Origin of the sequence: Paenibacillus sp. FSL H8-0282, from assembly GCF_037963825.1 — a bacterium.
GTDB classification, from domain to species: Bacteria; Bacillota; Bacilli; order Paenibacillales; family Paenibacillaceae; genus Paenibacillus_AQ; species Paenibacillus_AQ odorifer.
In genome coordinates, this window is record NZ_CP150146.1 from 440,003 (window position 1) to 464,776 (window position 24,774).

22 protein-coding genes are annotated in these 24,774 nt (G+C 43.8%); 18 read left to right on the forward strand and 4 right to left on the reverse strand.

Annotated elements, in window-relative coordinates; all coding sequences use genetic code 11:
* Positions 1 to 263 precede the first annotated feature (263 nt).
* From NST94_RS01930 to NST94_RS01970, 9 genes are all read left to right on the forward strand, one after another.
* Complete coding sequence (locus NST94_RS01930) at positions 264 to 611, forward strand: metal-sensitive transcriptional regulator (RefSeq protein ID WP_076124636.1); 348 nt, start codon at positions 264 to 266, stop codon at positions 609 to 611.
* A 53-nt stretch (positions 612 to 664) separates the two neighbouring features.
* On the forward strand, positions 665 to 865 hold the full coding sequence (copZ, locus tag NST94_RS01935) for a copper chaperone CopZ (RefSeq protein ID WP_339281589.1): 201 nt from the start codon (positions 665 to 667) through the stop codon (positions 863 to 865).
* A 113-nt stretch (positions 866 to 978) separates the two neighbouring features.
* Positions 979 to 3,441 carry a heavy metal translocating P-type ATPase gene (locus NST94_RS01940; protein WP_076124633.1) on the forward strand — a complete coding sequence of 821 codons (2,463 nt, stop codon included), beginning with the start codon at positions 979 to 981 and terminating at the stop codon, positions 3,439 to 3,441.
* A 31-nt stretch (positions 3,442 to 3,472) separates the two neighbouring features.
* The gene (nfsA, locus tag NST94_RS01945; RefSeq protein ID WP_076220221.1) at positions 3,473 to 4,225 is read left to right on the forward strand and encodes an oxygen-insensitive NADPH nitroreductase; all 753 of its coding nucleotides are present in this window, start codon (positions 3,473 to 3,475) and stop codon (positions 4,223 to 4,225) included.
* Positions 4,226 to 4,420: 195 nt separating this feature from the next.
* Complete coding sequence (locus tag NST94_RS01950; protein WP_076124631.1) at positions 4,421 to 5,329, forward strand: ABC transporter ATP-binding protein; 909 nt, start codon at positions 4,421 to 4,423, stop codon at positions 5,327 to 5,329.
* A 2-nt stretch (positions 5,330 to 5,331) separates the two neighbouring features.
* Positions 5,332 to 6,066 carry an ABC transporter permease gene (locus tag NST94_RS01955; RefSeq protein WP_036682760.1) on the forward strand — a complete coding sequence of 245 codons (735 nt, stop codon included), beginning with the start codon at positions 5,332 to 5,334 and terminating at the stop codon, positions 6,064 to 6,066.
* 4 nt (positions 6,067 to 6,070) lie between these two features.
* Positions 6,071 to 7,225 (forward strand): sensor histidine kinase, encoded by a 1,155-nt coding sequence (locus tag NST94_RS01960; RefSeq protein WP_076192714.1) that lies wholly within the window; start codon positions 6,071 to 6,073, stop codon positions 7,223 to 7,225.
* Positions 7,222 to 7,824 carry a response regulator transcription factor gene (locus NST94_RS01965; protein ID WP_036682756.1) on the forward strand — a complete coding sequence of 201 codons (603 nt, stop codon included), beginning with the start codon at positions 7,222 to 7,224 and terminating at the stop codon, positions 7,822 to 7,824. Before NST94_RS01960 ends, NST94_RS01965 begins: the two co-directional genes overlap by 4 nt.
* Before the next feature lie 18 nt (positions 7,825 to 7,842).
* On the forward strand, positions 7,843 to 8,544 hold the full coding sequence (locus NST94_RS01970) for a histidine phosphatase family protein (RefSeq protein WP_076192717.1): 702 nt from the start codon (positions 7,843 to 7,845) through the stop codon (positions 8,542 to 8,544).
* A 519-nt stretch (positions 8,545 to 9,063) separates the two neighbouring features.
* On the opposite strand, the gene infC is transcribed toward NST94_RS01970, so the two are convergent.
* Positions 9,064 to 9,582, reverse strand: coding sequence for a translation initiation factor IF-3 (gene infC / locus NST94_RS01975; RefSeq protein WP_076185653.1), 519 nt, complete (start codon positions 9,580 to 9,582; stop codon positions 9,064 to 9,066).
* A gap of 61 nt (positions 9,583 to 9,643) precedes the next feature.
* Positions 9,644 to 10,549 carry a LysR family transcriptional regulator gene (locus NST94_RS01980; RefSeq protein ID WP_339281590.1) on the reverse strand — a complete coding sequence of 302 codons (906 nt, stop codon included), beginning with the start codon at positions 10,547 to 10,549 and terminating at the stop codon, positions 9,644 to 9,646.
* Between the two features lie 110 nt (positions 10,550 to 10,659).
* On the opposite strand from NST94_RS01980, the gene NST94_RS01985 reads away from it, so the two are divergent.
* From NST94_RS01985 to NST94_RS02005, 5 genes are all read left to right on the forward strand, one after another.
* Entirely contained in the window at positions 10,660 to 11,064 is a 405-nt protein-coding gene (locus NST94_RS01985; protein ID WP_076185657.1) for a tautomerase family protein, read from the forward strand.
* A gap of 1 nt (position 11,065) precedes the next feature.
* A complete protein-coding gene (locus tag NST94_RS01990; RefSeq protein ID WP_076124622.1) occupies positions 11,066 to 11,395 on the forward strand; it encodes a carboxymuconolactone decarboxylase family protein in 330 nt (109 codons plus the stop codon).
* A gap of 84 nt (positions 11,396 to 11,479) precedes the next feature.
* Positions 11,480 to 13,054, forward strand: a complete 1,575-nt coding sequence (locus NST94_RS01995; RefSeq protein WP_076192795.1) for a sigma-70 family RNA polymerase sigma factor — start codon at positions 11,480 to 11,482, stop codon at positions 13,052 to 13,054.
* A 265-nt stretch (positions 13,055 to 13,319) separates the two neighbouring features.
* Complete coding sequence (locus NST94_RS02000) at positions 13,320 to 15,710, forward strand: ABC transporter permease (protein ID WP_076185659.1); 2,391 nt, start codon at positions 13,320 to 13,322, stop codon at positions 15,708 to 15,710.
* A gap of 102 nt (positions 15,711 to 15,812) precedes the next feature.
* A complete protein-coding gene (locus NST94_RS02005; protein ID WP_076304317.1) occupies positions 15,813 to 16,790 on the forward strand; it encodes a phosphotransferase in 978 nt (325 codons plus the stop codon).
* A 47-nt stretch (positions 16,791 to 16,837) separates the two neighbouring features.
* Here the strand turns inward: NST94_RS02005 and NST94_RS02010 are convergent, their stop codons facing one another.
* The gene (locus NST94_RS02010; RefSeq protein ID WP_076124617.1) at positions 16,838 to 17,731 is read right to left on the reverse strand and encodes an AraC family transcriptional regulator; all 894 of its coding nucleotides are present in this window, start codon (positions 17,729 to 17,731) and stop codon (positions 16,838 to 16,840) included.
* Positions 17,732 to 17,876: 145 nt separating this feature from the next.
* Here NST94_RS02010 and NST94_RS02015 point away from each other — a divergent pair, with 145 nt between their 5' ends.
* From NST94_RS02015 to NST94_RS02025, 3 genes are all read left to right on the forward strand, one after another.
* Positions 17,877 to 20,129 carry a beta-L-arabinofuranosidase domain-containing protein gene (locus tag NST94_RS02015; protein ID WP_339189285.1) on the forward strand — a complete coding sequence of 751 codons (2,253 nt, stop codon included), beginning with the start codon at positions 17,877 to 17,879 and terminating at the stop codon, positions 20,127 to 20,129.
* Between the two features lie 306 nt (positions 20,130 to 20,435).
* Positions 20,436 to 22,151: an ABC transporter ATP-binding protein gene (locus NST94_RS02020; RefSeq protein ID WP_339281591.1), complete on the forward strand. Its 1,716-nt coding sequence runs from the start codon at positions 20,436 to 20,438 to the stop codon at positions 22,149 to 22,151.
* Between the two features lie 35 nt (positions 22,152 to 22,186).
* Positions 22,187 to 22,669 carry an NUDIX hydrolase gene (locus NST94_RS02025; RefSeq protein WP_076101239.1) on the forward strand — a complete coding sequence of 161 codons (483 nt, stop codon included), beginning with the start codon at positions 22,187 to 22,189 and terminating at the stop codon, positions 22,667 to 22,669.
* 65 nt (positions 22,670 to 22,734) lie between these two features.
* On the opposite strand, the gene NST94_RS02030 is transcribed toward NST94_RS02025, so the two are convergent.
* Positions 22,735 to 23,631, reverse strand: coding sequence for a LysR family transcriptional regulator (locus NST94_RS02030; protein WP_339281592.1), 897 nt, complete (start codon positions 23,629 to 23,631; stop codon positions 22,735 to 22,737).
* A gap of 339 nt (positions 23,632 to 23,970) precedes the next feature.
* On the opposite strand from NST94_RS02030, the gene NST94_RS02035 reads away from it, so the two are divergent.
* Entirely contained in the window at positions 23,971 to 24,642 is a 672-nt protein-coding gene (locus NST94_RS02035) for an O-methyltransferase (RefSeq protein ID WP_076304321.1), read from the forward strand.
* Positions 24,643 to 24,774: the final 132 nt, after the last annotated feature.

Sequence of the window (24,774 nt, forward strand, 5' to 3'; positions counted from 1 at the left end):
CTCCTTTTTCTTAATAGTGATAGTGATAGTGATAGTTCTGTTCGAAAAATGTTCATAATTAGAAGCAAAATTTATTATATTCAAATTTGAATAGGGAGGCAATAGTTTTTTTGAAAAAATAGAGATGTATAGCCAACCGTAGAAGAATACGGCGGTAATATAGGGACAAACTACCCGTGGAGATCATCTGTGGATGAATTAGGAATGCCTCTTGACATACCCTACGGGGGTATATTATATTATAACCAAGGAGGCTGATTCTTATGTCTACTGCCAAGAAAGAGCAAGCTGCAGAATCCTGCGACATAAATTGTCATTCTTCATCATCAGGAGAACGAAAAAGTCATCATTCGGCAGAATTCAAGAATAACTTGAATACGCGCCTCAACCGGATTGAAGGCCAGATCCGCGGGGTAAAGGGTATGATTGAGCGGGATACCTATTGTGATGATGTACTCAACCAGCTCGCGGCGGTACAGGCGGCGTTAAATGGTGTCGGTAAGATGCTGTTAGAAGGACATATGAAAAGTTGCATTGTTGAGCGAATCGAAGCTGGCGAACATGAGGTTATCGACGAGCTCCTAATTACGGTTAACAAATTAATGAAATAATAAGCTAATGCTTCTAGAGCATAGCTTCACAACATTTATTGGAGGTTATATTAATGTCAAACGCTACATTAAACGTTGAAGGAATGTCTTGTGGTCACTGTGTTAACTCTGTAGAGAAAGCCGTAGGCAATCTTGGAGCCACAGCTAAAGTTGATCTTGCTGCTAAGAAAGTTTCCGTCGAGTATGATGAGAACAAAGTAAGCCTTAGTGCGATTAAAGAAGCAATTGTAGATCAAGGGTATGACGTAGTTTAATTTGAAGCACAGTAATAAGGCTTGGAGTGATATGGGGAAGCTGCCCAAAGCTCCAATGCCTTTTCTTTTAGAAATTATCATACCCTATAGGGGTATGTGGAGGCGTGGAAATCATGGATAAAACCAAAACAACAGCTTCACCAAACGAACAGCAGGCAACTGTACAGATTACAGGTATGACCTGTTCCGCTTGTGCAACCCGAATTGAGAAGGGTTTGTCCCGGATGGACGGCGTATCTCGTGCGAATGTGAATCTAGCCTTGGAACAGGCTACTGTTGGATTTGATCCGACAGTATCAGGGTTGCCACAAATTGAAGATAAAATCCGTTCTCTTGGTTATGACACTATTAAAGAATCTGCGGATTTTGATATATCGGGGATGACCTGTGCTGCTTGTTCCTCACGGATTGAAAAAGTGTTGAGCCGTACACCGGGCATAGCAGCAGTTAATGTGAATTTGGCGCTGGAAACAGCACATGTAGAATATACACCCGGTAATATCAGTCCAAGGGAGATCATGGAGAAGGTAAGCAGTATCGGCTATAAAGCTTCTCTTAAAGAAGACCGCAAGGATCATGTGGATCGTCGTGGAAAAGAAATTCAGCATAAAAAGTGGAAATGGATCATTTCTGCAATTCTTTCGTTCCCATTGTTATGGGCGATGGCGGGTCATTTCTCCTTCACCGGCTGGATTCCAACACCGGATATATTTATGAATCCTTGGTTCCAGCTTGTGCTGGCTACCCCTGTGCAATTTATCATCGGTTGGCAGTTCTACGTCGGTGCTTATAAAGCCCTTCGTAACCGGAGTGCCAATATGGATGTGTTAGTCGTATTAGGGACGTCGGCAGCTTATTTCTACAGTCTTTATCTGACTATTGATTCCTTAAGCATGAAGGGAATGAATCATACTGTAGAAATGTATTATGAGACGAGTGCTGTACTCATTACACTTATCCTTGTCGGTAAATGGTTTGAGGCGCTGGCGAAAGGCCGTTCCTCTGACGCAATCAAAAGCTTAATGGGGCTTCAGGCAAAAACCGCCCTCGTAATTCGGGATGGGCAAGAAATGAATATCCCGACAGATGAAGTCATTCCTGGCGATATTGTACTGGTGAAACCCGGAACAAAGGTACCTGTGGATGGTGAGGTAGTCGAGGGATCTTCTTCTGTGGATGAGTCTATGTTGACCGGAGAGAGTATTCCTGTGGAGAAAAAAGCAGGGGATACCGTGATCGGTGCCACTATGAATAAGAATGGTATCTTGAGAATCAAAGCCAATAAAGTGGGTCGCGACACTGCGCTGGCTCAAATTATCCGAGTAGTGGAGGAAGCTCAAGGCTCCAAAGCTCCGATTCAGCGGATTGCCGATGTAATCTCAGGGATTTTTGTGCCGATTGTTGTGGGTATTGCCGTAATAACTTTTCTGATCTGGTATTTCTGGGCAGCCCCTGGCCAGTTCGCTGATGCCCTCGAAAAAGCCATTGCAGTGCTCGTAATCGCTTGTCCATGTGCGCTAGGTCTGGCAACGCCAACCTCCATTATGGCAGGATCGGGCCGGGCAGCAGAGCTTGGAATTCTCTTCAAGGGTGGGGAGCATTTAGAGGGAGCGCAAGGGATTCAGACCGTTGTACTAGATAAAACAGGTACAGTGACGAATGGTAAACCCGTGCTTACCGATGTTGTGACTACTACTGGAATTGCAGCTTATGGAAAAGAAAACGCGGAAAACCGATTGTTAGCTTTAACTGCAGCTGCTGAAAAGCTATCTGAGCATCCACTTGCGGAAGCTATTGTTGCTGGCGCTGCTGATAGAGGTTTGGCTTTGCCTACTGCTGAGCAGTTTGATAATGTGCCCGGACGTGGAATTATGGCCGTTGTCTCCGATCAGCAGGTTATGGTAGGCACGCGGCGGATGATGGAAGATCATCAGCTTGATATCACAGAATGGACTCCAATTATGAAGAAGCTGGAGGAGTCGGGGAAGACAGCTATGCTAGTAGCGGTAGAGAGTGAAATCGCTGGGATTGTGGCCGTTGCTGATACGATTAAACCGACCTCAAAAGCGGCTGTAGCCGCGCTCCATGATATGGGTATTGAAGTCGTAATGATCACTGGTGACAATAAAATTACAGCTGAGGCTATTGCGAAGCAGGCAGGGATCGAAAAAGTGTTAGCAGAGGTTCTGCCAGAGGGCAAAGCCGAAGAGGTTCGCAAGCTACAGCAAAATGGGACTAAGGTTGCCATGGTTGGGGATGGGATCAACGATGCTCCGGCACTGGCTACTGCCGATACGGGTATGGCGATTGGGACAGGAACGGATATAGCTATGGAAGCAGCAGATATTACGCTGATGCGCGGGGATTTGAAGAGTATTCCTGATGCGATTATGATGAGCCGCAAAACGATGAGAAATATTAAACAAAATTTGTTCTGGGCGCTTGCTTACAATACAATAGGAATACCGATTGCTGCACTTGGGTTTCTAGCCCCATGGCTGGCAGGAGCTGCGATGGCATTTAGCTCCGTGTCTGTTGTTTTGAATGCACTTCGGCTACAGCGGGTAAAGCTGTAATATCACTATCACTATTTAGGGAGTGGCCACAGTGCAAGTAAATAACGATACAATTTCTCTGTTAATGAAACATGCATCTGTCCGCAAGTTTCAGGATAAGCCAGTAAGTGAAGATCAGCTTAGCGCTATTATTGGAGCAGCTCAGATGGCTTCAACCTCAAGTAATGTTCAGGCTTATAGTGTTATTGCAGTTACTGACCCGGCACTAAAGACGGAGCTTGCGGGACTAGCGGGCAATCAGGCTTATATAGAACAATGCCCAGTATTTTTGGTCTGGTGCGCTGATCTGTATCGGCTGCGCGAGGTGACGAAACCTCATTTGCAGGGAGAGACTTCTTATGAAGATTCTGCTGAGAACCTGATTGTAGCTACCGTTGATGTTGCGCTTGCTGCACAGAATGCTGCAGTGGCTGCGGAATCACTAGGACTTGGAATTGTATATATCGGTGGAATCCGTAACCGGATCGCGGAGGTATCGGAATTGCTGGGACTGCCTGAATTGGTCTATCCGCTATTTGGGATGTGTGTAGGTTATCCTGACGGAGCTTCGGGCCTGCGTCCGCGGCTTCCACTAGAGGCTGTTCTGCATCGTAATCGCTACAATGCGGAAACCACTGTGGAGCAGGTCAAAACTTACGATAAAGTCTCCTCAGACTATATGCGTGAGCGGACCCACGGCGCCAAAGACACCCCTTGGTCGGCCATTATGGCGGAGCGATTGGCACAGCCAGCACGGCTGCATATGAAGGAGTTCCTGCTGGAAAAAGGATTCCTCCGGAGATAACTAAACTCTCTTCACCTAAAGAGGCTGCCTTATTAGTAGTTCATTCTACTGATAGGGCAGCCTCTTTTTTTTATTCGAAGCCAGGAAGGTGACAGTTGTCATCTTAAAGAAATGACAGTCCATACTAATGTCATGTCTTCTTTTTCCATATGATTGAAATAGATCAAACGCATTCGGAAGCGGAGGGATTACGTTATGGATAATATTATAGAAATGCACGGGGTCAGCAAAATATATAAGGATAAAAAGGCCGTAGATAATATCAGCTTTAACATTGCTAAAGGTTCGATTACAGCTATTCTGGGACCGAACGGAGCGGGTAAAACAACGGCATTAGGCATGCTGCTGGGGCTAATAGAGCCTACCGAGGGTACAGTGGAGTTGTTCGGTCATCATCCTAAGGATAAAGCAGTACGTGAAAAGACTGGAGCGATGCTGCAGGAAGTAAGTGTAATGGATCGGCTAAAGGTGCGGGAGATCATTGATCTGATCCGCAGCTATTATCCAAAGCCTATGGATATGGAGTTTCTAATTAAGGCTACTGGACTTGCGCCAGCCGATTTGAATAGATACGCCGAGAAGCTCTCGGGCGGTCAAAAGCGTAGTTTGGGCTTTGCGCTAGCCCTCGCGGGTAATCCGGAGCTGATCTTTTTCGATGAACCTACAGTCGGACTTGATATTACTTCCCGGCGGCGGTTCTGGGAAACGGTTCGTGGACTTGCAGAGCAAGGAAAAACGATTGTGTTCACGACCCATTATTTGCAGGAAGCAGAAGATATCGCGGATCGTATTCTGTTATTCAGTAAAGGCCACTTAGTTGCGGACGGAAGTCCAGATGAGATTAAATCGCGGATTGTGAAGCGTTCCGTGTCCTTCCTGCCTGTGGGTGATCGCTCGCAATTGCGCAGAAACCTGCTAGACCTAGCTGCTATAGAGGATTGTTATGAAAAAGATGGCCGCATTCACGTGACCACAGAGGATACAGATGAGGCGCTTAAAGCGATTTTTGTGGCTGGACTTCCTGTGAAAGATGTTCGAATTGATCAGGGACGTTTGGATGAGGCTTTTGAACAATTGACCATGAACCAAGAGGAGGCTGTCTAACCATGAGACTAATTACTGTACAGTGTAAAGCGGAAATGCTGCGGATCATCCGTAATCCCTATTATGTGTTCTGGTCTTTGCTCATGCCCATCATGTTCTATTTCATCTTCACCCGGGTGGTCAATACAGGTAGCGATGACCTAACGTGGCGTGCTCATTATTTAATGTCTATGGCGACCTTCAGTGTAATGGGCTCAGCCATTATGACGCTTGGCATCCGGTTGGTGCAAGAACGAACACAAGGCTGGACCACCTTTATTCGGATTACACCGCTGCCGGGATCGATCTATTTTTTCGGAAAAATGTTCGGACAGACGATGATGCATCTGTTTTCGGTCATTTGTATTTTTATCGCAGGCTATTTAATCAATGGCGTTTCTTTATCCGCAGGTCAATGGGTGCTTAGCGGGCTGTGGATCCTGATCGGTTCTCTACCATTTTTAGCGATTGGTACGCTTGTAGGTGCTATGAAACGGGTGGATACAGCCAGTGGAGTCAGCAACGTGATTTATATGGCTCTTGCTGTAGCAGGGGGCATGTGGATGCCGATTGAGATTCTGCCACGATTAATGCAGCGGATTGGTCATTGGTTGCCTTCCTATAACTATGGGAATGGAGCCTGGGAGATCGTTCGTGGATCAGCTCCGACGTGGAGTAATGTCTTGATTTTGCTCGGATATTTGGTAGTTTTTATGTTACTATCGGTCTATATTCGAAAAAAACAGGAAGCGGTGTGAATGAATGGCTGAGCGTGCGAAGTTCCGGTTATTTCCACAAAAACAGGGTTTTTTCCCTTTTGTATGGGCTGTTTATCTGGTTTTGCCCATCCTGAATTTGCGCGGGGAGACTGGAATGAAGCTCATCCTGGGCGGGATTATGATAGCGGTGTTTGCCCTCAGCTATCGCCAGCTGTATTGGGTGCGGGGTGGAGTGTTTAATGTTTGGTTATTTATTCAAATGTTAATCATCGTGGTGCTTAGTTTGTTCTATACCCCCTATAATCTGTACATGGGCTTTTTCACCGCAAATTTTATCGCATATTATACGGAGAATAAAGGGTTCAAAATTGCATTTGCTTCTTTTGTGATCATGATCCTTTCGGTGCTGGTCTTAGTGGGTCGTGAGATGGAGTGGGGAAGCGTGATGTTTTTAGCTCCGTTTATTATTATTATGTTGATTAGTCCGTTCGGAGTGAGGTCCATGAATCGGAATCAGAAGCTGGAGAAAGAGCTGGATCAAGCCAATGAGGTGATTAAAGAGCTGGTGAAGCGTGAGGAACGAATGCGAATCGCCCGTGACCTGCATGATACTCTTGGCCATACCTTGTCCTTGATTACGTTAAAGAGCCAACTCGTAGAGAAGCTGGTGACGAAAAATACGGAGCGAGCCCAAGAGGAGGCGCGGGAAATTCAGCGCACTTCACGGGCTGCGCTCCGTCAAGTGCGTGAGCTAGTGTCGGAAATGCGTGCGGTCTCAGTAGCAGAGGAACTGGCTGAAGCTGGAGAGATGCTGCGGACGGCAGAGATCGCCTTAGAAGTGGAAGGGGATATCTCTCTGGAGGGGGTATCCGATCTGACGCAAAATATCCTCAGCCTCTGTATCAAAGAAGCAGTGACTAATATCGTAAAGCATAGTAGAGCGGACAAATGCTTCATAGGAGTGGCAAAGCTGGCTGGAGAAGTGCGAATTACCGTTAAGGATAACGGCATTGGTCTACAGCATGGGGAGAGAGGGAATGGTGGGCTTAGCGATGGAAATGGCATGAAGGGAATGGCAGAGCGTCTATCCCTGATTGATGGCTCCCTGTCGCTAAGCTCAGCTGAGGGTCAGGGAGCTACGCTGATCGTTACCATCCCGCTAATCGTAAAAGATGCACAAGGGGGTGAGACTGCATGATAAGCATTGTTATAGCGGAGGACCAACGTCTGCTTCGGGGAGCGATGGCTTCTTTGCTGGATCTTGAAGACGATATCGAAGTAGTCGGAGAAGCTTGTGATGGGGCGGAGGCGTTAGCTTTAATCGACAAGCTTCAGCCGGATGTCTGTCTCATGGACATTGAAATGCCGTTCAAGAGCGGGCTGGAGGTTGCAGAAATATTGCGGAGTAAGGGTTGTCCGACCCGAATTATTATTTTGACTACCTTTGCCCGTCCAGGGTATTTTGAGCGTGGAGTAAAGGCTGGTATTCAAGGGTATTTGTTGAAGGACGAGCCTGTAGATAAGCTAGCTGAATCTATTCGTCGTGTCATGGCTGGACATCGGGAGGTATCTCCTGAGTTAGTCTTCGGCAGTCTGCGGGAGGAGAATCCATTAACAGCACGGGAGCGCGAGATTTTAAAACTGGCTGGAGAAGGGCAAACCGCGAGCGAGATAGCCTTTTCGCTGCATCTATCTTATGGCACTGTCCGCAATTACATCTCTGAAATACTCAATAAGCTGGAAGTGAAAAGCCGGATTGAGGCGGTACGGCTGGCGGAAGAAAAAGGCTGGATTTGAGGGGAGGAGGGCATTGTTATGCAAATATTTCTGATTCGTCATGGTGATCCGGACTATTCTATAGATGATCTAACGGAATTCGGGCATCAGGAAGCAGCGGCATTGGGAAAACGCATGGGATCTATCGGACTGGATGAATTATATGCTTCACCATTGGGTAGAGCACAGACAACAGCAAGTTATGTGGCCAAAGAGACGGGACTTGTAATTCAGACAGAACCTTGGACTTGTGAATTGGATTGGACAGGGATTATGTTGGATGGACAACTGGCACCTATATGGGATAGCCCCGGAGAACATATTAGTGAACTATCGAGTGGAAAAAGAGAATGGTCTGATCAAACAGATCATTGGTTAAAACAAGAGGAATACAAATTGCGGTTTAGCGAACTACAAGCGGCTTCAGATCAATTCTTGCTTCGCCACCACTATAAAAGAGAGGATGGCCTATATCGTATCCTCGAGCCTTCTACCAAGAAGATTGGAGTTGTGTGTCATGGTGGCTTTGGCCTTGCATGGCTAGCCCATTTATTGCAGATTCCTTTAGCCTTGGCTTGGTCCGTATTTTGGCTTGCTCCAAGCTCGGTAACGACGATCTTGTTTGAAGAGCGCAGCGAGCACTATGCAGTTCCCAGATGTATTGGATTGGGAGATGTCTCCCACCTCTATGCTGGGGGTATGAACTTTCGCCCAAGGGGATTAATGGGTAATCATGTTTAAGGTGACTGATTAAGAGCGAGCAAGGACATTGTCTATGAAGTGAAAGGCCATCCTGTAGAGGATGGCCTTTTTTAATAATACAAGAAAGTATAAGTTTGGCACGATACATTATCCTTCTATTTCTCGCATAAGCGCTTACCGTTCTTTAGGGACACCGAAGGCGCTTTTGCTTGCATATAAGAATCATGCCCCTTGCCCAGTTCCTGATTTCACTTGCTATTGTGCTAACGGACTTAGATGCAGCTATTTGTACATTTTAAGCCTTTTGGAGGAAGTTGCGGACTCGAGAGATCTTATTTTCCATAAATGGAGGGAATATCGTGCTATTTTAGTGATATAAAGTCTCTGAAGTCCGTTAGCATCCCAGAACAGCGAAATAGTTACGAATAAGGGCTGTGGTGTCCGAACGCAATTCTGAATTCTGCTCGCAATAAAGCTACATTTGCAGATAGCAGCAGCATTTTCATGAAATGGTCCACTAATTTTGGTTTTGAGCCTAAATTATCTGAAATTCCACTCTCACCGTGGATTTAATTTCACCTGTGAACCTTTGCCGCCTGTCTGGATGCCGGTATCTTTGACTCCGACTTCCTTGAGGTCAGCTACGAGGCGTTCTAGTACCGTCTTTGCGGCAGCAGCTTCCTTCGCACCGGAAGCTTTGACAACTAATTGCACCGGCTTGCCGGAGCGTAGATGCTTCTCGGCCTGACGGAGCTTCGTATCGTAGTCATGCTCTTCAATATGAGCAGTGAAGCGGAGCTCTTTGACCTTCTCCTTGCTGCCGCCCTTTGCAGCTGAGCCCCCACTGGCCTTGCGTGCTGAGGCTGCTTCTTTCTGCGCGGCCGCTTTTGCTTTGCCCTTTGCAGTTAGGCTGCAGGGCGGTGGGCTGCTCATTAGCGAGGTGCATACCAGATCAGCTCCCGCTGATCTGGCCATGGCCAGCGCCTCTTCCCGTGAGACGATACCCAGCTTCTCACCCCTAAGTCCTGTAAGAACTACTTCGGATGCTCTGATTTGTTCATTGATTAATACTGCCACTTCTATGAATCCTCCCCTGATAACGATGATAAAGCTATCATATATGGAACTAGCTTGAGGTTCAAATGTGGAGCGTAGGATAAGCGTTACTAATCCTCTCAATTTCTTCTTTTATGATTTGTAGGATTAGTTTTTTAGATGATGTTGCTAGATATTCTCGGTTGCGCTGCTGTAATATACCCACTTGAATGAACGGCTCGCTTAGTTCAATATCTATTTTTACGATATCTGTCATTAAAGCTGTCGAATCAAGCACTACCCCCACCCCAGGGTTCTTTCTTACAAAATGAGGAATAGCAGAAATTTGGCTTATGGTGGATAAAGTGGGCTTTGATTCGAATCTCGAAAATTGCTTAGCTAACCGAAGGTGATATAAGCAAGTGCGTCCTCCAGCTATAATTGGATATTCAAGAATTTCTCGAAATGAAATCTCGTCTCGTCCGCTTAAAGGATGATTTTCATCTACTATAAAAGCGATCTTTTCGTGATAGAGCGGTTCGAAATAAAAGAAAGACAGGTCGGACGGCTCACCGCAGATGGCGAAATCCAGTTCTCTTTGTAGAACAAGTTGTGAGAGGGAATCAGTGTTACCCTGAATGAAGTTACATGCCATCTTTGTTTTTTGCTCCTGAAACTTTCGCAAGGCGTTCGGTAGGACGGATTCCATCATGGATTCAATGCTTCCGATATGAAGTGTACCAATTTCGTCATGCTGTAAAGCTTTGGTGAGTTCTGTTACATAGTTCCAATGTTGAATAAGGTTATCGATTTCCCCTGCAAAAACTTGCCCAGCACTTGTCAGTTCTACTTCCCAGCCTCTGTGAAAGAGTTGTATGCCCAGTTCTTTTTCAAGTCGTTGAATTTGGTTGGTAATAGTAGACTGTGCATAATTCAACTTCTCGGCAGCGCGTGAGAAAGTGCCTTCTTGAAGAATGGTCTTAAAAGCCATCAGTTCTTTTAGATCCATCGATTGTCACCTCTATCGGTATAATTGATTAAGATTATTATCTTATTCAATTATATAAATCAAAATACTGAGAGTACAATAAAAGAATTCCAAAGAAGGAGTGAATTAAAATGCCATTCATTAGAGTCAGTTATCTGGAGCAACAATACGACATTCATCAGCTAGAAGGAATATGCAGAGCGATTATGAGCGCGTTAATTCAGCATTTCCATGTACCGGAGGATGATATGTTTCAGGTTTTTCATGCGCATAAAGCGGGGGAATTTTTTTATAGTAAAGATTATTTAAATATTGAACGAAGCGACGGACTGATATATATCCAAGTTACGCTAAAATCCGGAAGATCAACGGAACAGAAGAAAAGCTTTTACGCGAGGCTAGCCGAGGAATTATCGATGACGCTAAACATCAGAAAAGAAGATATATTCATTGTGCTCGTCGATACGGAATTCGAAGATTGGTCGTTTGGTAACGGTGTTGCTCAAATGCTACAACCTCCGGTTAGGGAGGTGTAATATGGCGCATCAGAAAATCGTCACAAATGTACGGGAATCGTTAGGGGAGTTCGCTCCGGCATTCGTCGACTACTCGGAAAATGTGTTATTTGGGGACTTATGGAGACGTGAGCAATTATCACTTCGGGATCGTAGCATGATTACGATTTCTGCCTTGGTGATGGGGGGCATGACGGAACAACTCCCCTATCATCTGCACTTGGCTTTAGAGAACGGCTTACAACTTGAAGAAATCGTGGAGGCCATCACCCACCTTTCTTTTTATGTAGGTTGGCCGCGAGCCTCTTCAGCTCTAGAGGTTGCAAAGGATGTAATAGGAAAAAATAAATAACGTCTGACTTTTCAATCCCATCCGTAACCTTTAGGAACTTCATTGGCACTTGTATATAATACGGAAGAAGGGAGCGGAGGACAGATGCTTCAGTATATCGAAGAGGCTAAACAAGGAGACCGACAAGCTTTTGAACAGATTGTTAAGCACTTTACACCGATGGCCAATGCAGTTGCGTTCGAAAAGCTGCGTGACTATCAATTAGCGGAAGATGCTGTGCAGGAAGCTTTCACAGAAGCCTTTTTGCATTTGAATAAATTACGAGCAGTAGAGGCATTCCCGGGCTGGTTTAAAGCTATTGTGGTGCGGCAATGTTATCGCATCTTGCGAAGAAAGCAGCATCCTGCATTACCCTACGATGAAGCTGCGCAAGCGACAGAATCTTCATTTTCTATAGCAGATATTATTGAGAAAAAGGAAACCCAACGGCTGGTTCACGAGTCTATAGCTGCATTAACGTCCAATATGCGGATTGCCGTTCAATTATATTATTTTCAAGGCTACTCACTACAAGAGATTGCTGACTTTCTGGGGACTTCGGTTTCGGTATTGAAGAAGCGACTTTTTGATGCCCGCCGCAAGCTGAAAGGTGCATTGCCTGTGGCAGATGTTCTTTCCGTATTCAACCATTTGTACGAAGGGGGAAAAGCTGTGCTTCACATTGTAAATGGAGATGTAGTGGGAGAGAAGCTGCGGCAAGGAATCGTGAAAGGTGATGTACTAGTGTGGAGAGAGGTATATTCGCATGGGCCGGTATTTTTGGATCCTGCCGATGGAGATAACCGCGCTGTTCGAGCGCAATATTTGGAACAAACGATGGGGATTCCGCAGAGGGAATTTATCGCCAATAGTGAGAGGCAAGAGAAGATTTTAGCTGATTTCCATAAATATGAAGAAGTGGTGTTATGGTTCGAGCATGACCTTTTCGATCAGACGATGCTCAGTTATTTACTCCATTGGTTCTCGAAGCAGAAAATGTTAACCACCAAGCTAAGCTTACTATGCATTGGAGAGTATCCGGGAATAAAGTTATTTCGAGGACTTGGACAACTTTCTATAGAGCAGATGGAAACATTATCAGGCACATGGAAGCTAATCGGAGCCAAAGAATTAGAAGCAGGTCAAGCACTCTGGGAAGCCTATGTATCACCGAATCCAGAATTGCTGCAACAACGATTAACTACAGATACATCGGCTTTACCCTTTGCACATGACGCCTTCCGGGCGCATTTATCGCGCTTTCCTTCTACTACAAACGGACTTGGCATCGTAGAACAAATCACGCTGGAGATGATCCATGAGGGAATAAAATCACCCTATGAGCTGTTCAAAAATGTGGGTGATAAGCTTCATATCTTGGGAATGGGCGACTTGCAATATTGGCATATCCTAAGAAAGATGGTACAAGGCACGTACCCTTTGCTACAAACCCATGGATGCAATGAGTTCCCTGTTTATAACGATTCAGTAATGCAATTTAAAGACTGTGAGCTTGTATTAACAGAGCTAGGTAAGAGTGTAATAGCTGGAAACGAAGACTGGGTGCAGAAGAATGGCAGCGATGAGTGGTTTGGAGGTGTACATCTGCAAGGATTGACTCCGCGCTGGCGGTGGAATCCGTTGGTCGGTGCGCTTCAGGAGAGAAGTGCCGAGGCGTAATTTATTAATCTAAATGTTTGCTACACAAGGCATATTGAGCATAAAAAGACTTCCGCTAATTTGGAGATACTCAAACGCTCCAGAGGGGGAAGTCTTTTTTGTTGTATCCATATATTATATGAATAGTAAATATAGTATATATCATCTATTTAAAGGGTGATTGATCTTTGTTGGAGAATATTATCTATAGAATAAATAGTGAAAGTATTCACTTGATGATGCAAAGGGAGGAATATTCGTTATACGATAGGAGGATGATGTATCAATGTCCATACAGAATAAAACAGCAATGATAAGAATTGCAAAAGCAAATTTAAAAGCGGAAAAAACCAAAAATTACTTTGTAGGCAGTGTGATAGCTTTAGCTGCGTTTTTATTAACTGTTGTAATGACCTTTGGTTATAATTCTTTTACTAACCTACAACATGAGTCGAATTTCCAGGCTTTATTCTATAATCTCAATAACAATGAAATCTCACGATTGAAAGAAATAGAGGGAATTAATAAAATCGGACTCTATAAGGAAATAGGCAGAGAGAAAAAAGAAGAACGCTTATTGTCCATTCTCTACACGGATCAAGCCATGATGGATTTATCAAATGCCAATATCGTTCTGGGGAAGTTCCCTACAAAAGAAAATGAAATTGCAATAGAAAAAGACTTTCAGTTATCCGATGATCGAAGCCTGGGGCTTGGCGATTCTATTTCTTTGCAATTTAGAAACAATGCCAGCAAAGAATTTCAAACCAGCCAATTTGTGATTTCTGGAATTCTGCAAACAACCGCATCAGGTAACGAGAATCGAATCGGCTACAATGCTCTGGTATCAAGCGCGTTCGTTGAGGCAGATCCGTTTCTTTCCAAAGAGGATTACTCCGCGGCAATTAGCATCAACAACAGCAGCAGTTATTCCAACGAGGAACTGAAGTCAAAAATCAAAGAAATAGGGCAGCGAATGGGTATCTCTGAGAGAAATATTCAGATCAATAATGTGAATGTGGACAGTAATAATCTGTCAGGAAGCACTGTGATATCCATCTTGTCTATCATGCTGATCATCGCACTGGCTTGTTGGCTAGTTATCTACAATATCTTTTATATTTCAATTACTAAGCGAATTAAACAATACGGACAACTTAGAGCAATCGGTGCAACAAAAAAGCAGATAAAACAGCTAGTTCTATATGAAGGGAAAAATCTTTCAAGAAAATATATCCCTATTGGAGTTATCTTAGGATGTTTAATGAGCTGGATTTTAAGTGGCTTTCACTGGAATGCAGTTCCAAGTTTTTCACTTGCCTTTTTAGCCGGTTTGCTCACCAAAGTAACAGTTAGAGCTTCATTAAACGCACCATCTAAATTCGCATCAAGAATCTCTCCTATAACGGCGATTAGACATGTAGATGCCGATGTTAATACAAAAAAGGAGAAAAGAAACTCGAAAAGACTCACACCATTTTCTTTAGCTGCATTGAACTTATCAAGAAGCAGGAAAAAGACGGTGTTAACTTTGCTGTCTCTTTTTTTAAGCGGAACGCTATTTGTTTCCTTGGGGACATTATTAAACTCGGTCGATCCAATCTCAAAAGCAGAGAAATATTTTCCGAATCATGGTCGGTTTGATATTCAAATTAATAATGAGTTGTATTCTGAAACAACCTCATTAAGTGATCTTCAGACGGAAGGGCAACTATCTACTTCTTTAAAAAATAAAATCCTAGCTATAAATGAAGTTGAGGACGTAATCGAACATCAGTATATTGAAGCTGCTATCGAAGGAATAAAAACGGATGACGGGGCCGCGATAGTCAGTATTGAGAATATCCCTACGTTAAACAACGAAAGATGGAGTAGTCATTTGGCTGAGGGGAAGATCCCAGATGTTGATTCGTCGGATGCATCCTACATACTCCTTAACAGCGCCAGTAGTGACTTAGATTATTACGGGGCTCATTACGCTGTCGGTGATCATATTTCATTCATAATTGCTAATGATCAGGAGAAGGCCAAACATGATTTTGAGATCATTGGAGATATTACGGATAAGAATTCAGGAACTTCATTTTATCTTCCACCCAAAGTAATGCAAACTGTAGCCCCTTTTAATAGCAATAAGAGCTACGAAGTTATTACTATGGATAAATCGAATGAAGAGTCAATAAAGAGTGAGTTAGAGGGTGTGATTCTCAATGAGGATACACTCAAATTATTGTCTTTTTCCGAAGTTGTGGAATCCAATAGAATTGCTTTTAGAACTATCACTATTTCAGTGTATAGTTTTATGGTTTTTATAGCAGTATTCAGTATGATCAATCTCTTGAACACCATAATCACCACTATTTCTGCAAGAAAAGGGGAGCTAGGCCTTATGCAAGCCATAGGAATGAGCCGAAAACAATTAATGGCTATGTTAACCTATGAAACAGGATTTTTAGTGGTTGGAAGCTTTACGATGGCTCTTTTTACGGGCAATCTAATGGGATACATGATAAGTAAGAGTGCAGGGAATATGGGGGGGCTTTCCTACATTCAATACCAATTCCCTTGGAGTGCTATTTTCCTGTATTTCTTGGTTATTTTACTTGTCCAGACTGGTATGGTTCAGTTTGTTAGACGATCAATATCGAAGCAGAGCATTATAGAGCAATTAAATTAACGATGCGGAAAGTTTAGCTATATTTAATAAATCCCTCGCCTTTATACGGGCCAAACGTGAAAATAAATAGTGAGTAGTAATTAACGTTGAAGGGTGATTTATATGCTGAAACTGCCGGTGTATCATTCCGTAATTTCTTCCCATGCCATAGTACCCGTAATTAATGATCTTTATGAAATCGGGGATGTTTTGGAGTGTAGTTTTTATGAGAACGGACTTAATGATACCTATTTACTAAAGACCTCTATTGATAAATACATTCTTAGGATCTATAAAGCTCATTGGCGAAATAAACATGAGATTGATTTTGAAGTGGAGTTATTGAATCACTTAAATAAGAAGAATATCCCGGTATCGGCTCCGGTAATCAGCAGGGATGGTGGTTACCTAATTGAGCTGGAGGCTCCTGAAGGAACACGTTACGCAGTTCTGTTTACTTTTGCAAAAGGCAATTATTCCGATGAAAAAGCTAGCTGTGAATTATACGGTGAACAAGTGGCTAAGATGCATCTGGCTATGGATGATTTCGAATGTGGGCAGCAAAGATTTACGCTTAATCTGGATCATCTGCTTCAAGAACCGCTTCAATCGATTCGCAAGCCTTTATCCCACAGGCAAGAGGATATCGATTATCTAGAATCTTTGTCGGAAGTATTGGCAAATAGCATAGCTGAAATCTCATCAGAGCTGGATTGGGGGGCATGTCATGGTGATCTTCATGGAGCGAACGTACATTTCTACGAGGATACCCTGACTCATTTCGACTTTGATTGCGGAGGTTTTGGCTGGAGGGCCTATGATGTTTCCGTGTTTCTGTGGTCAAGGGTTAGAGGGAAAGAACGAGAGCATTTTGACAATGAACAATGGACTGTTTTCCTGAACTCATACCAAAAGCATAAAGTATTATCTGAGAACGATTTAAAGGCAATCCCTATATTTGTTGCTATCCGGGAGATATGGTTGATGGGTCTGCACACAGGGAACGCACAGGTTTGGAGTTGCGGGTGGCAAAACGATCATTACTTCAATACTAATCTGCAATTCCTACGTAATTGGTGTGAAGTTCATTCTATCCAATAGACAATACCCAAACAAGAAGCCACTCCATATTTAGGGGTGGCTTTACTTCAGTCATTATTCATAAACGTCTTATGATAAGCGTTACGATATTGGGTGGGTGTCATGTTTTCGTATTTTCGGAAGAGGCGCATGAAATATTTATCGTCGGTGAACCCCGTCTCTGTCGCGATGTCCCTCACGCTTAATGCGGTTCTGGTTAGTAGCTCCTTCGCTTTAGTCACACGTACTGAATGGATATATTCTAATGGCCCCATGGAGGTATGCTGTTTAAATAGCCGAGCTAGATAGTCCTTGTTGTAATTGAATTTATCCGCGATGATGGCCACGGTAAGCGGTTCGCTTGCATGTATCCTTGTCCACTCAGCTATTTTGACGAAGGTGACATCTTGCTGTGCGCGGATCAGCTTACTGGCGAACGGCTGAAGTGCATGCTCAGACAGCTCAATTAAAAGCGAGGTCAGCAAATAATTAACGCTGGAATAGGTTAAATACCCCGAGTTGGCCACATGAAGGATTTGATTCGCCAGAATATGAATCCGGTCACTATGTTCGATTTTTATGATTTGGGGCAGATATAGATCATGTACGGACCATAAGCGCTGTGTGCGCGAAAAGATTTCTTCTGCCTCAGGCTTCATTTCCTCCTCACTCAGTAATAACCCCTCGGTTGTCAGTTCGAAATGAAACCAATAAAACTTAACCCCGGGTCGTGACTCTCTATAGCCGACATGTGTGCGATTAGGCATGAGCAGAAAAGCTTCGTCAGGACCTACTTCAAATTGTTTGTTCTCCTCACTCAAATATACCGTTTCGTTCACGCCAATGATTAGTTCGTAGTTCCCCATAACACGCTCCACATGCTTCCATGGTGTTTCTGAGATAAATTCACCTGCCGCTGTAAAATGAACAGGTACATCTGCATTTATTTTTAAGTAGGTCATGCGGTCCTCCTAGCAATCAATAAGTCGGGTTTGTCCACTATTTGTACGACTGATCTACCGACAAATCAACGTTCCGGTGTTATCTTATGGATACAAATATACACTTGTCATCTAACCCTGACAAGATTGCGAGGGAGCGATTTCATTGAAGACGCAAGCTTTTGATCTACAGAACGTACGAATTGATTCAGGTCCACTTCTCCATGCGATGGAGTTAAATACTGATTATTTACTTAAGCTTGAGGCAGATCGGCTTCTGTCGCGTTTTCGCGAATATGCTGGCTTAGAGCCTAAGGCTGCTCACTACGAGGGCTGGGAATCTCAGGGTATTAGCGGCCATACGTTAGGCCATTTTATTTCTGGATGTGCGTTAATGTATGCCTCTACGGGAAATGAAGAGCTGCTACAACGCGTGAATTATGTAGTAGATGAATTAGAGCAATGTCAGGATGCGCATGGCAATGGCTTTATTTCCGGCATTCCTCGTGGCAAGGAGTTATTTGAGGAAGTGAAGGCAGGCGACATTCGCTCACAGGGCTTTGACCTCAACGGAGGTTGGGTGCCGCTTTACACGATGCATAAGCTGTTTGCAGGTCTTCGCGATGCTTATCGATTGGCCGGCAATCAGAAGGCGCTCGTTATTGAAACGAAGCTGGGGCTGTGGCTTGAGGATATTTTTGCAGGGCTGAGTAAAGATCAGATCCAAGAGGTACTGCGTTGTGAGTTTGGCGGCATGAATGAAGCGCTGACGGATTTGGCAGAGGATTCCGGAGAAGATCGTTTCCTCGCGTTAGCGGAAAGCTTTTATCATGGGGAAGTGCTTAATGATCTGGCCGTAGAAAAAGATACCCTAGCTGGAAGACATGCTAATACACAGATTCCAAAAATCATCGGAGCTGCTAGACAATATGAGGTAACTGGGCAGGAGCATTATGCAGGTATTTCCCGCTTCTTCTGGGATCGGGTCGTGAATCATCATTCTTATGTGATCGGCGGCAACAGCTATAATGAGCATTTTGGTGAACCGGATAAGTTAAATGATCGATTGGGTGAAGGTTCCTGTGAGACATGCAACACGTACAACATGCTGAAGCTGACTAAGCATATGTTCCAATGGGATGCGTATGCAGCGTATGCGGATTACTACGAACGTGCGATGTATAATCACATCTTAGCCTCTCAGGAGCCGGTAGATGGCCGGGTATGTTACTTCGTATCTCTCGAGATGGGTGGACATAAATCGTTTAATTCGCAGTTCGAAAGCTTTACGTGTTGTGTAGGTTCGGGAATGGAAAGCCATTCTATGTATGGCTCGGCGATATACTTCCATAGTGCAGATGAGCTTTATGTCAATCAGTACGTACCTTCTACAGTGGCTTGGAAAGAGCAAGGCATTAGCTTGCAGCAAGAGACCAAGTTCCCGGCAGAGGGACAAGGTGTACTGCGGATCAGTGCAGCACAGTCAACGAAATTCACATTAAAGCTAAGATATCCTTACTGGGCTGAGCAAGGGATGAGTGTTAGCGTAAATGGTGAAGATGTTCAAGTAAATGTAGGCAAATCTAACTACTTTACTTTGGATAGAGAATGGCAGGATGGAGACGTTGTCGAATACGATATTCCGATGTCGGTGAGAATCGAGACGATGCCGGATAATCCGAACCGAGTTGCATTCCTTTACGGGCCACTTGTGCTGGCAGGTGATTTTGGGCCTATAAATGCAGAGGCCAATAGCGATCGCGCCCTTGCTTCCGTATTAATCGGAGATCGGGACACACTGACGGACAACCTCATCCAATCTAATGTGAGCAAAAATGTGTTCCGGATGAAAGGTTTAGGGTATACAGGGGATCATGAGCTTCGTCCGTTCTACCCTATGCATGATCATCGTTATTCCGTGTATTGGGATTTATTCACACCGGAAGAGTGGAAGCTGGCAGAGGCTGAATATCGCGAAGCCGTGGAGAATAACTTGCTGCTTGAGCAGTTAACTGTCGATTCGGTACAACCTGCTGAAATGCAGCCTGAACGCGATCATAATTTCACAGGTGAATTTGTAGGCTTAGGTAAAATCCACAATCGCAAGTATCGGGACAGCTGGATCAATGGCTGGTTCTCCTTCACGATGGAAGTTTTGCCGGATGAGCAAGTGGATCTGGTGGTCACGTATCTGAAGTCGAACGATACTTCGCTGGCATTTGATATTTTGGCGGATGGGGAGCAACTTGGTGTAGGCACTCTTGAGTCTGAGGAGATGAATAAGCTGGAGACGATTCGCTATGAACTCCCGCAGCCGATCACGAGCGGCAAATCAGCAGTTACGATCAAGTTTGCTTCTCATGAAGGACATAAGGTTGGCCAAGTGGCCGGACTACGTATCGTTAAACGTAATTCTTGAATAAAAAGGCTTACAGAATTATAATAGGGTCAATTCTTTTAATTGAGGTGAAATGGATGTCTTTCCGTACCGTTACAAGGAACTAGTTATCGGGCTGGGTGAAACGCGTACCAGCTATCAAGGGGGGAGTCTACCCTTTTGATTACAACTAACTAGAGCTTTGAACGGTGCCATAGGCAGCTATTTTTGTAGAGCCAGGCACTTAACCTATTTAACTTAGAGAACCGTTTATTTGTGGATGGTTTTTTACAGTGGGATAGGAGCGTCTGGCTTTTTTGCATTCAATTAAAAGAGGGGATAAACGATATGTTAAAAAAGAGTCTAGCTCACCTAAAGTGGTGGGTATGTGGTTATATTTTATTGGGTTTTGCCATTCAGCTGTTAAGTAGTTTAGGGGTTGTTGTCTTTCAAAAAATATTAGATAAGGCCACGGTAATCAACAGTTTTGGTGAAATATCCACATTAATTATAGTGTATGGGGCTCTGCTAGCTGGGGTGGCGATCCTGAATTATATAGACGAATACCCGAGTGTGTTTTTATCGAACAGCATCACGGAGCGGTTAAAGATTCTTGCACTGTCCAAAATATCAAAAATGGATTATCAAGCGTATCAGGATATGGGAACAGGGCAGATGATTAAGGTGATCGAGAACGGGGCAGCGGCTGGAAACAGCATTATTTTTTCTTTTTTTCTCAAAACATTACATGAGTTGTTACCTACTCTTCTATTCAGTCTAGTCTTTATCAGCTTCTATGATCTAAGGATCATGTTAGTGATTGCAGCTGGCTACGTGGTTGTCTTTCTGATAACAAATCTGTTGTTGAAATTTCTGTATGCCATGAAGGCTGCCATTCTCCAAGAGCAAGAAAAGATGTCCAGATTCTCTATCCGCGGGTTTATGGAATTGGTCGTCTTTAGAACCAACAAGAGATATGAGAAAGAGATCGATAAATTAAGCCAGACTGCACGCACTATCATTCATAAAAATGCTCAGCTAAAAATGATTCATGAAGCTTTTTTTGCTATATTCGAGTTATTTGTCACGATCATTAAAGTTGTTGTCCTGATTTATGGTGTGAAAAGCATTGTCGCAGGCGAGACCTCACTAGGTATTGTGGTCGCATTGTTTATGTTCATCGATAAAATTTATACCCCAATTGCCATCTTTAATGTTTTATTTGTAGATTACAGACTGAATAAAGTGACCTACAGAAGATTCGAGGAATTTATTGCTGCCCCAGAAGATAAGAACTTGGAATCCGGAGAAGCCATCACTGAGCTCCAAGGCAATATTGAGTTTAGGGAGGTGTCCTTTACTTATGGGAATGTGCAGATTCTGAATAACCTGTCATTTTCGCTTACGCGAGGAGCTTCCGTTGCTATTGTCGGATTAAGTGGAGGCGGGAAATCTACGCTGATTAAATTGATTGTGGGGTTATTAAAAAAGGGCGAAGGTGAACTCTTACTGGACGGTAAGGATATCGATGAGATTCGTTTGAATAGCTACTATGATCATATTTCCTATCTATCCCAAGACACGCCGATTTTTGATGCTACGATAAGGGATAATATTGTATTTGATGAGGATACTCTGTCCGATGAGGAGCTATATGAGATTTTGGAAAAAGTTCATTTGCAGGAAAAAGTAAGTCATTTGCCGGATCGCTTAGATACTTTGGTAGGCGAAAAAGGTCTCAAATTATCAGGTGGCGAAAGACAGCGATTAGCGTTTGCCAGAGTCATTGCCCAAAAAAGAAATATTCTAATTCTGGATGAGCCCGTGTCAGCGCTTGATAATATCACTGAGCAAAGTCTTATGGAGACGATTTTGAATGAATTTAAGGATAAAACTATCATCATAGTGGCCCACAGGCTTAATTTTATAAAAGACGTTGATAAGATATTGGTAGTGGATCAAGGATCAATTGTTGGGGAAGGGAAGTTTGATGATTTAATAGAACAGTGCGAAGCTTTTAAAGCGTTATGGAATAGAAAAATATCGTTTACAGATTATCGATAAATTGCTAGACTCTTCTAAAAAAAGAGGTGCTATCTATGGCTTGGCCAACACATATTGTAGCGGTGGGTGGAATTGCAATAAATGAAGAGGGAGATATTCTTTTAGTAAAAACACATCATGGTGGGTGGGTATTTCCTGGAGGACAAGTGGAAGTTGGAGAAAACCTAATGGATGCACTAATTCGCGAGATTAAAGAGGAAAGTGGAATAGATGTCGTTGTTTCTCAACTGATTGGCGTGTATTCGAATACAGGTATGCATAAATGGTATGACGGTGAGACGGATGTTCCTACCAAGGTCATGTTAGACTTTATCTGCAAGCCCGTGGGTGGAGAATTAAGTACTTCGGAGGAAACATCTGAAGTGATGTGGGTAGCCAAGGAGAAGGTGCTGGATCTGATTTCTGCAGCGGCTATTCGTACCCGCTATCAAGCTTATTTGGATTTCGACGGAAATACTAGGTACATGGATTATGTAACTGGAGGTGCGTTTGAAGTTAAATTGGATCGGACGGTGTAAAAAAGAAGCTTTGAGGCTTTCCCGAAAGGGAAGGCCTCTTTTGTTGGGAATGAGCAATCATTCCGCTATATCGTATAAGGATTGTGTCGAATCATCTCAATTAAATTCACTGCGGCTGCTGATAAGGGCTCATTTTTACGTGTACAGATCGCAATGGTATTTTTCAGATGGACGCCTTCTACATATACTCGGCACAATTCTCCACGCTCTACATATTTGCGTACGACTAATGAAGAAACGAAGTTTGCACCATATCCGGTGATAACGGCTTTGATGGCTTCATGTAGTCCATTAAATTGCAGAGAGATGATAGGAGCGGGTGTGTTGTATGTGCGGCATAAAGATAATAATCGCTCCCGCGTTGAACTCCCTTCTTCACGCATAACGAAGGGTTCCTTCATCATTTCGGATAGAGAAACTTGCTGATTGGCATAACGATGATCGGGTGCGACTACAAACCATAACTCGTCCTGAAATAACTCCTCTGTCTGGATTGTATCTGGATAAGCCTCGGCGATTCCTCCATAAATAGCTATATCCACATCTACATTCAACAGCTGCTTGAGGGCATCACTTGAGTTGGTAGTGGTGATCATCATCTCCACTTGTTCATATTGCTGCTTAAACTTTGCAATCCAGGTAGGAATGAGAAAGTGAGCAGGCAAATACGTTGCGGCTAGACGGATACTTCCGTTACTGCCGTTAACATAATCTTGAGCGAATTGCTCAATTTGTTGTTCTACGGCGAATAGTCGCTTGGCGAGTAGAGTAAGCTCTTCCCCTGCATCCGTTAAAGCAATTCCTCTGCCTTGAGGTTTAAATAGGGCAAAGGACAGTTCCTTTTCGAACTTCTTAATCTGCGCAGTGATGGCAGGCTGACTTATATTTAAAATTTCTGAAGCGCGTGTCACACTGCCTGCCGATGCGATTACATGGAATAAGCGTAAGGCATGTAGGTTCATGGTTAAACTCCCATTCTTCGATTCATATATTAAATATATAAATTAAATATAAAGATATATTATATTTATGATTATAACTGATTTACAATACAGATATAAAGATGAACTTGGAAAGATGAGATTAGGGAAAGGAGTAATGGAGAGGAGGTTTGGAACTGTAGGAGCGTAGCGATCGCCTTTGTCTCCGGATTTCAAACATGAACAGTGTTTAAATTGAAGAAATCTGGAGACAACAGCGACCGGAAGTCCAAACACTCCTCGTAGTTACGAACGATCCCTAAATGTGGAAATTATAAGTTCATTTAAACCAAAATCAATACTAAAGGAGAAGTGATAAATATGTATCAAACGACTACTTGGGATAAAGTCGATCAGTATATTACAGAGCGCCTGATTCCACAGGACGCTGTGTTGGAAGAAGTGTTGGTCACCAATCAACAGGCAGGGCTGCCGCCCTTTGATGTTTCGCCTAGTCAGGGGAAATTCCTCAATCTACTGGTGCAAATGAAAGGTGCACGCCGGATTTTGGAGATTGGCACCTTGGGCGGGTACAGTACGATTTGGATGGCAAGAGCCCTGCCGTCTGACGGACAGATAGTTACCTTGGAGCTGGATCCCATTCATGCGCAGGTAGCTAAAGCTAATCTTTCGCTTGCCGAGGTGGATCATCTGGTAGAGCTTCGTGTAGGGGATGCATTAGAGCAACTGTCTCAGATGAAACAAGAGGGCGTTGAACCCTTCGACTTTATTTTTATAGATGCCGATAAACCGAATAATCCTAACTATTTAAAGTGGGCGCTGCAATTCTCCCAGCCCGGAACGGTGATCCTTGGAGATAATGTGATTCGTGAAGGTGAGGTCATTAATGAGAATAGCGAAGACGCTCGTGTAGTAGGCGTACGGGAATTCTATGATCTGTTGGCTGAAGAGCCTAGAATTTCGGCTACTGCCATTCAGACGGTGGGAAGCAAAGGTTATGATGGATTTGTATTGGGGATTGTGAATAGCTGAGGGATTCGACAGATCCTCTGAGCGTTACGGACCCCGTTGGCGTTATTTGCGAATTTTTAGCCTATAGAGCAGGGTTTCGGACTCCAGTGACGCTATTACTTAGAAAGAGGTTCATCTGTGTCCGATAGATGC

Bases quoted from the DNA above. Each gene is read 5' to 3' on its own strand.
- NST94_RS02030 (WP_339281592.1), bottom strand. From the start codon at position 23,631: ATGAACCTACATGCCTTACGCTTATTCCATGTAATCGCATCGGCAGGC.
- NST94_RS01930 (WP_076124636.1), top strand. From the start codon at position 264: ATGTCTACTGCCAAGAAAGAGCAAGCTGCAGAATCCTGCGACATAAAT.
- NST94_RS01960 (WP_076192714.1), top strand. From the start codon at position 6,071: ATGGCTGAGCGTGCGAAGTTCCGGTTATTTCCACAAAAACAGGGTTTT.
- NST94_RS01940 (WP_076124633.1), top strand. From the start codon at position 979: ATGGATAAAACCAAAACAACAGCTTCACCAAACGAACAGCAGGCAACT.
- NST94_RS01955 (WP_036682760.1), top strand. From the start codon at position 5,332: ATGAGACTAATTACTGTACAGTGTAAAGCGGAAATGCTGCGGATCATC.
- NST94_RS02010 (WP_076124617.1), bottom strand. From the start codon at position 17,731: ATGACCTACTTAAAAATAAATGCAGATGTACCTGTTCATTTTACAGCG.
- copZ (WP_339281589.1), top strand. From the start codon at position 665: ATGTCAAACGCTACATTAAACGTTGAAGGAATGTCTTGTGGTCACTGT.
- NST94_RS02000 (WP_076185659.1), top strand. From the start codon at position 13,320: ATGTCCATACAGAATAAAACAGCAATGATAAGAATTGCAAAAGCAAAT.
- NST94_RS02005 (WP_076304317.1), top strand. From the start codon at position 15,813: ATGCTGAAACTGCCGGTGTATCATTCCGTAATTTCTTCCCATGCCATA.
- NST94_RS01985 (WP_076185657.1), top strand. From the start codon at position 10,660: ATGCCATTCATTAGAGTCAGTTATCTGGAGCAACAATACGACATTCAT.
- NST94_RS01990 (WP_076124622.1), top strand. From the start codon at position 11,066: ATGGCGCATCAGAAAATCGTCACAAATGTACGGGAATCGTTAGGGGAG.
- NST94_RS02025 (WP_076101239.1), top strand. From the start codon at position 22,187: ATGGCTTGGCCAACACATATTGTAGCGGTGGGTGGAATTGCAATAAAT.
- NST94_RS02020 (WP_339281591.1), top strand. From the start codon at position 20,436: ATGTTAAAAAAGAGTCTAGCTCACCTAAAGTGGTGGGTATGTGGTTAT.
- NST94_RS01980 (WP_339281590.1), bottom strand. From the start codon at position 10,549: ATGGATCTAAAAGAACTGATGGCTTTTAAGACCATTCTTCAAGAAGGC.
- NST94_RS02035 (WP_076304321.1), top strand. From the start codon at position 23,971: ATGTATCAAACGACTACTTGGGATAAAGTCGATCAGTATATTACAGAG.
- NST94_RS01970 (WP_076192717.1), top strand. From the start codon at position 7,843: ATGCAAATATTTCTGATTCGTCATGGTGATCCGGACTATTCTATAGAT.
- NST94_RS01950 (WP_076124631.1), top strand. From the start codon at position 4,421: ATGGATAATATTATAGAAATGCACGGGGTCAGCAAAATATATAAGGAT.
- NST94_RS01965 (WP_036682756.1), top strand. From the start codon at position 7,222: ATGATAAGCATTGTTATAGCGGAGGACCAACGTCTGCTTCGGGGAGCG.
- NST94_RS01995 (WP_076192795.1), top strand. From the start codon at position 11,480: ATGCTTCAGTATATCGAAGAGGCTAAACAAGGAGACCGACAAGCTTTT.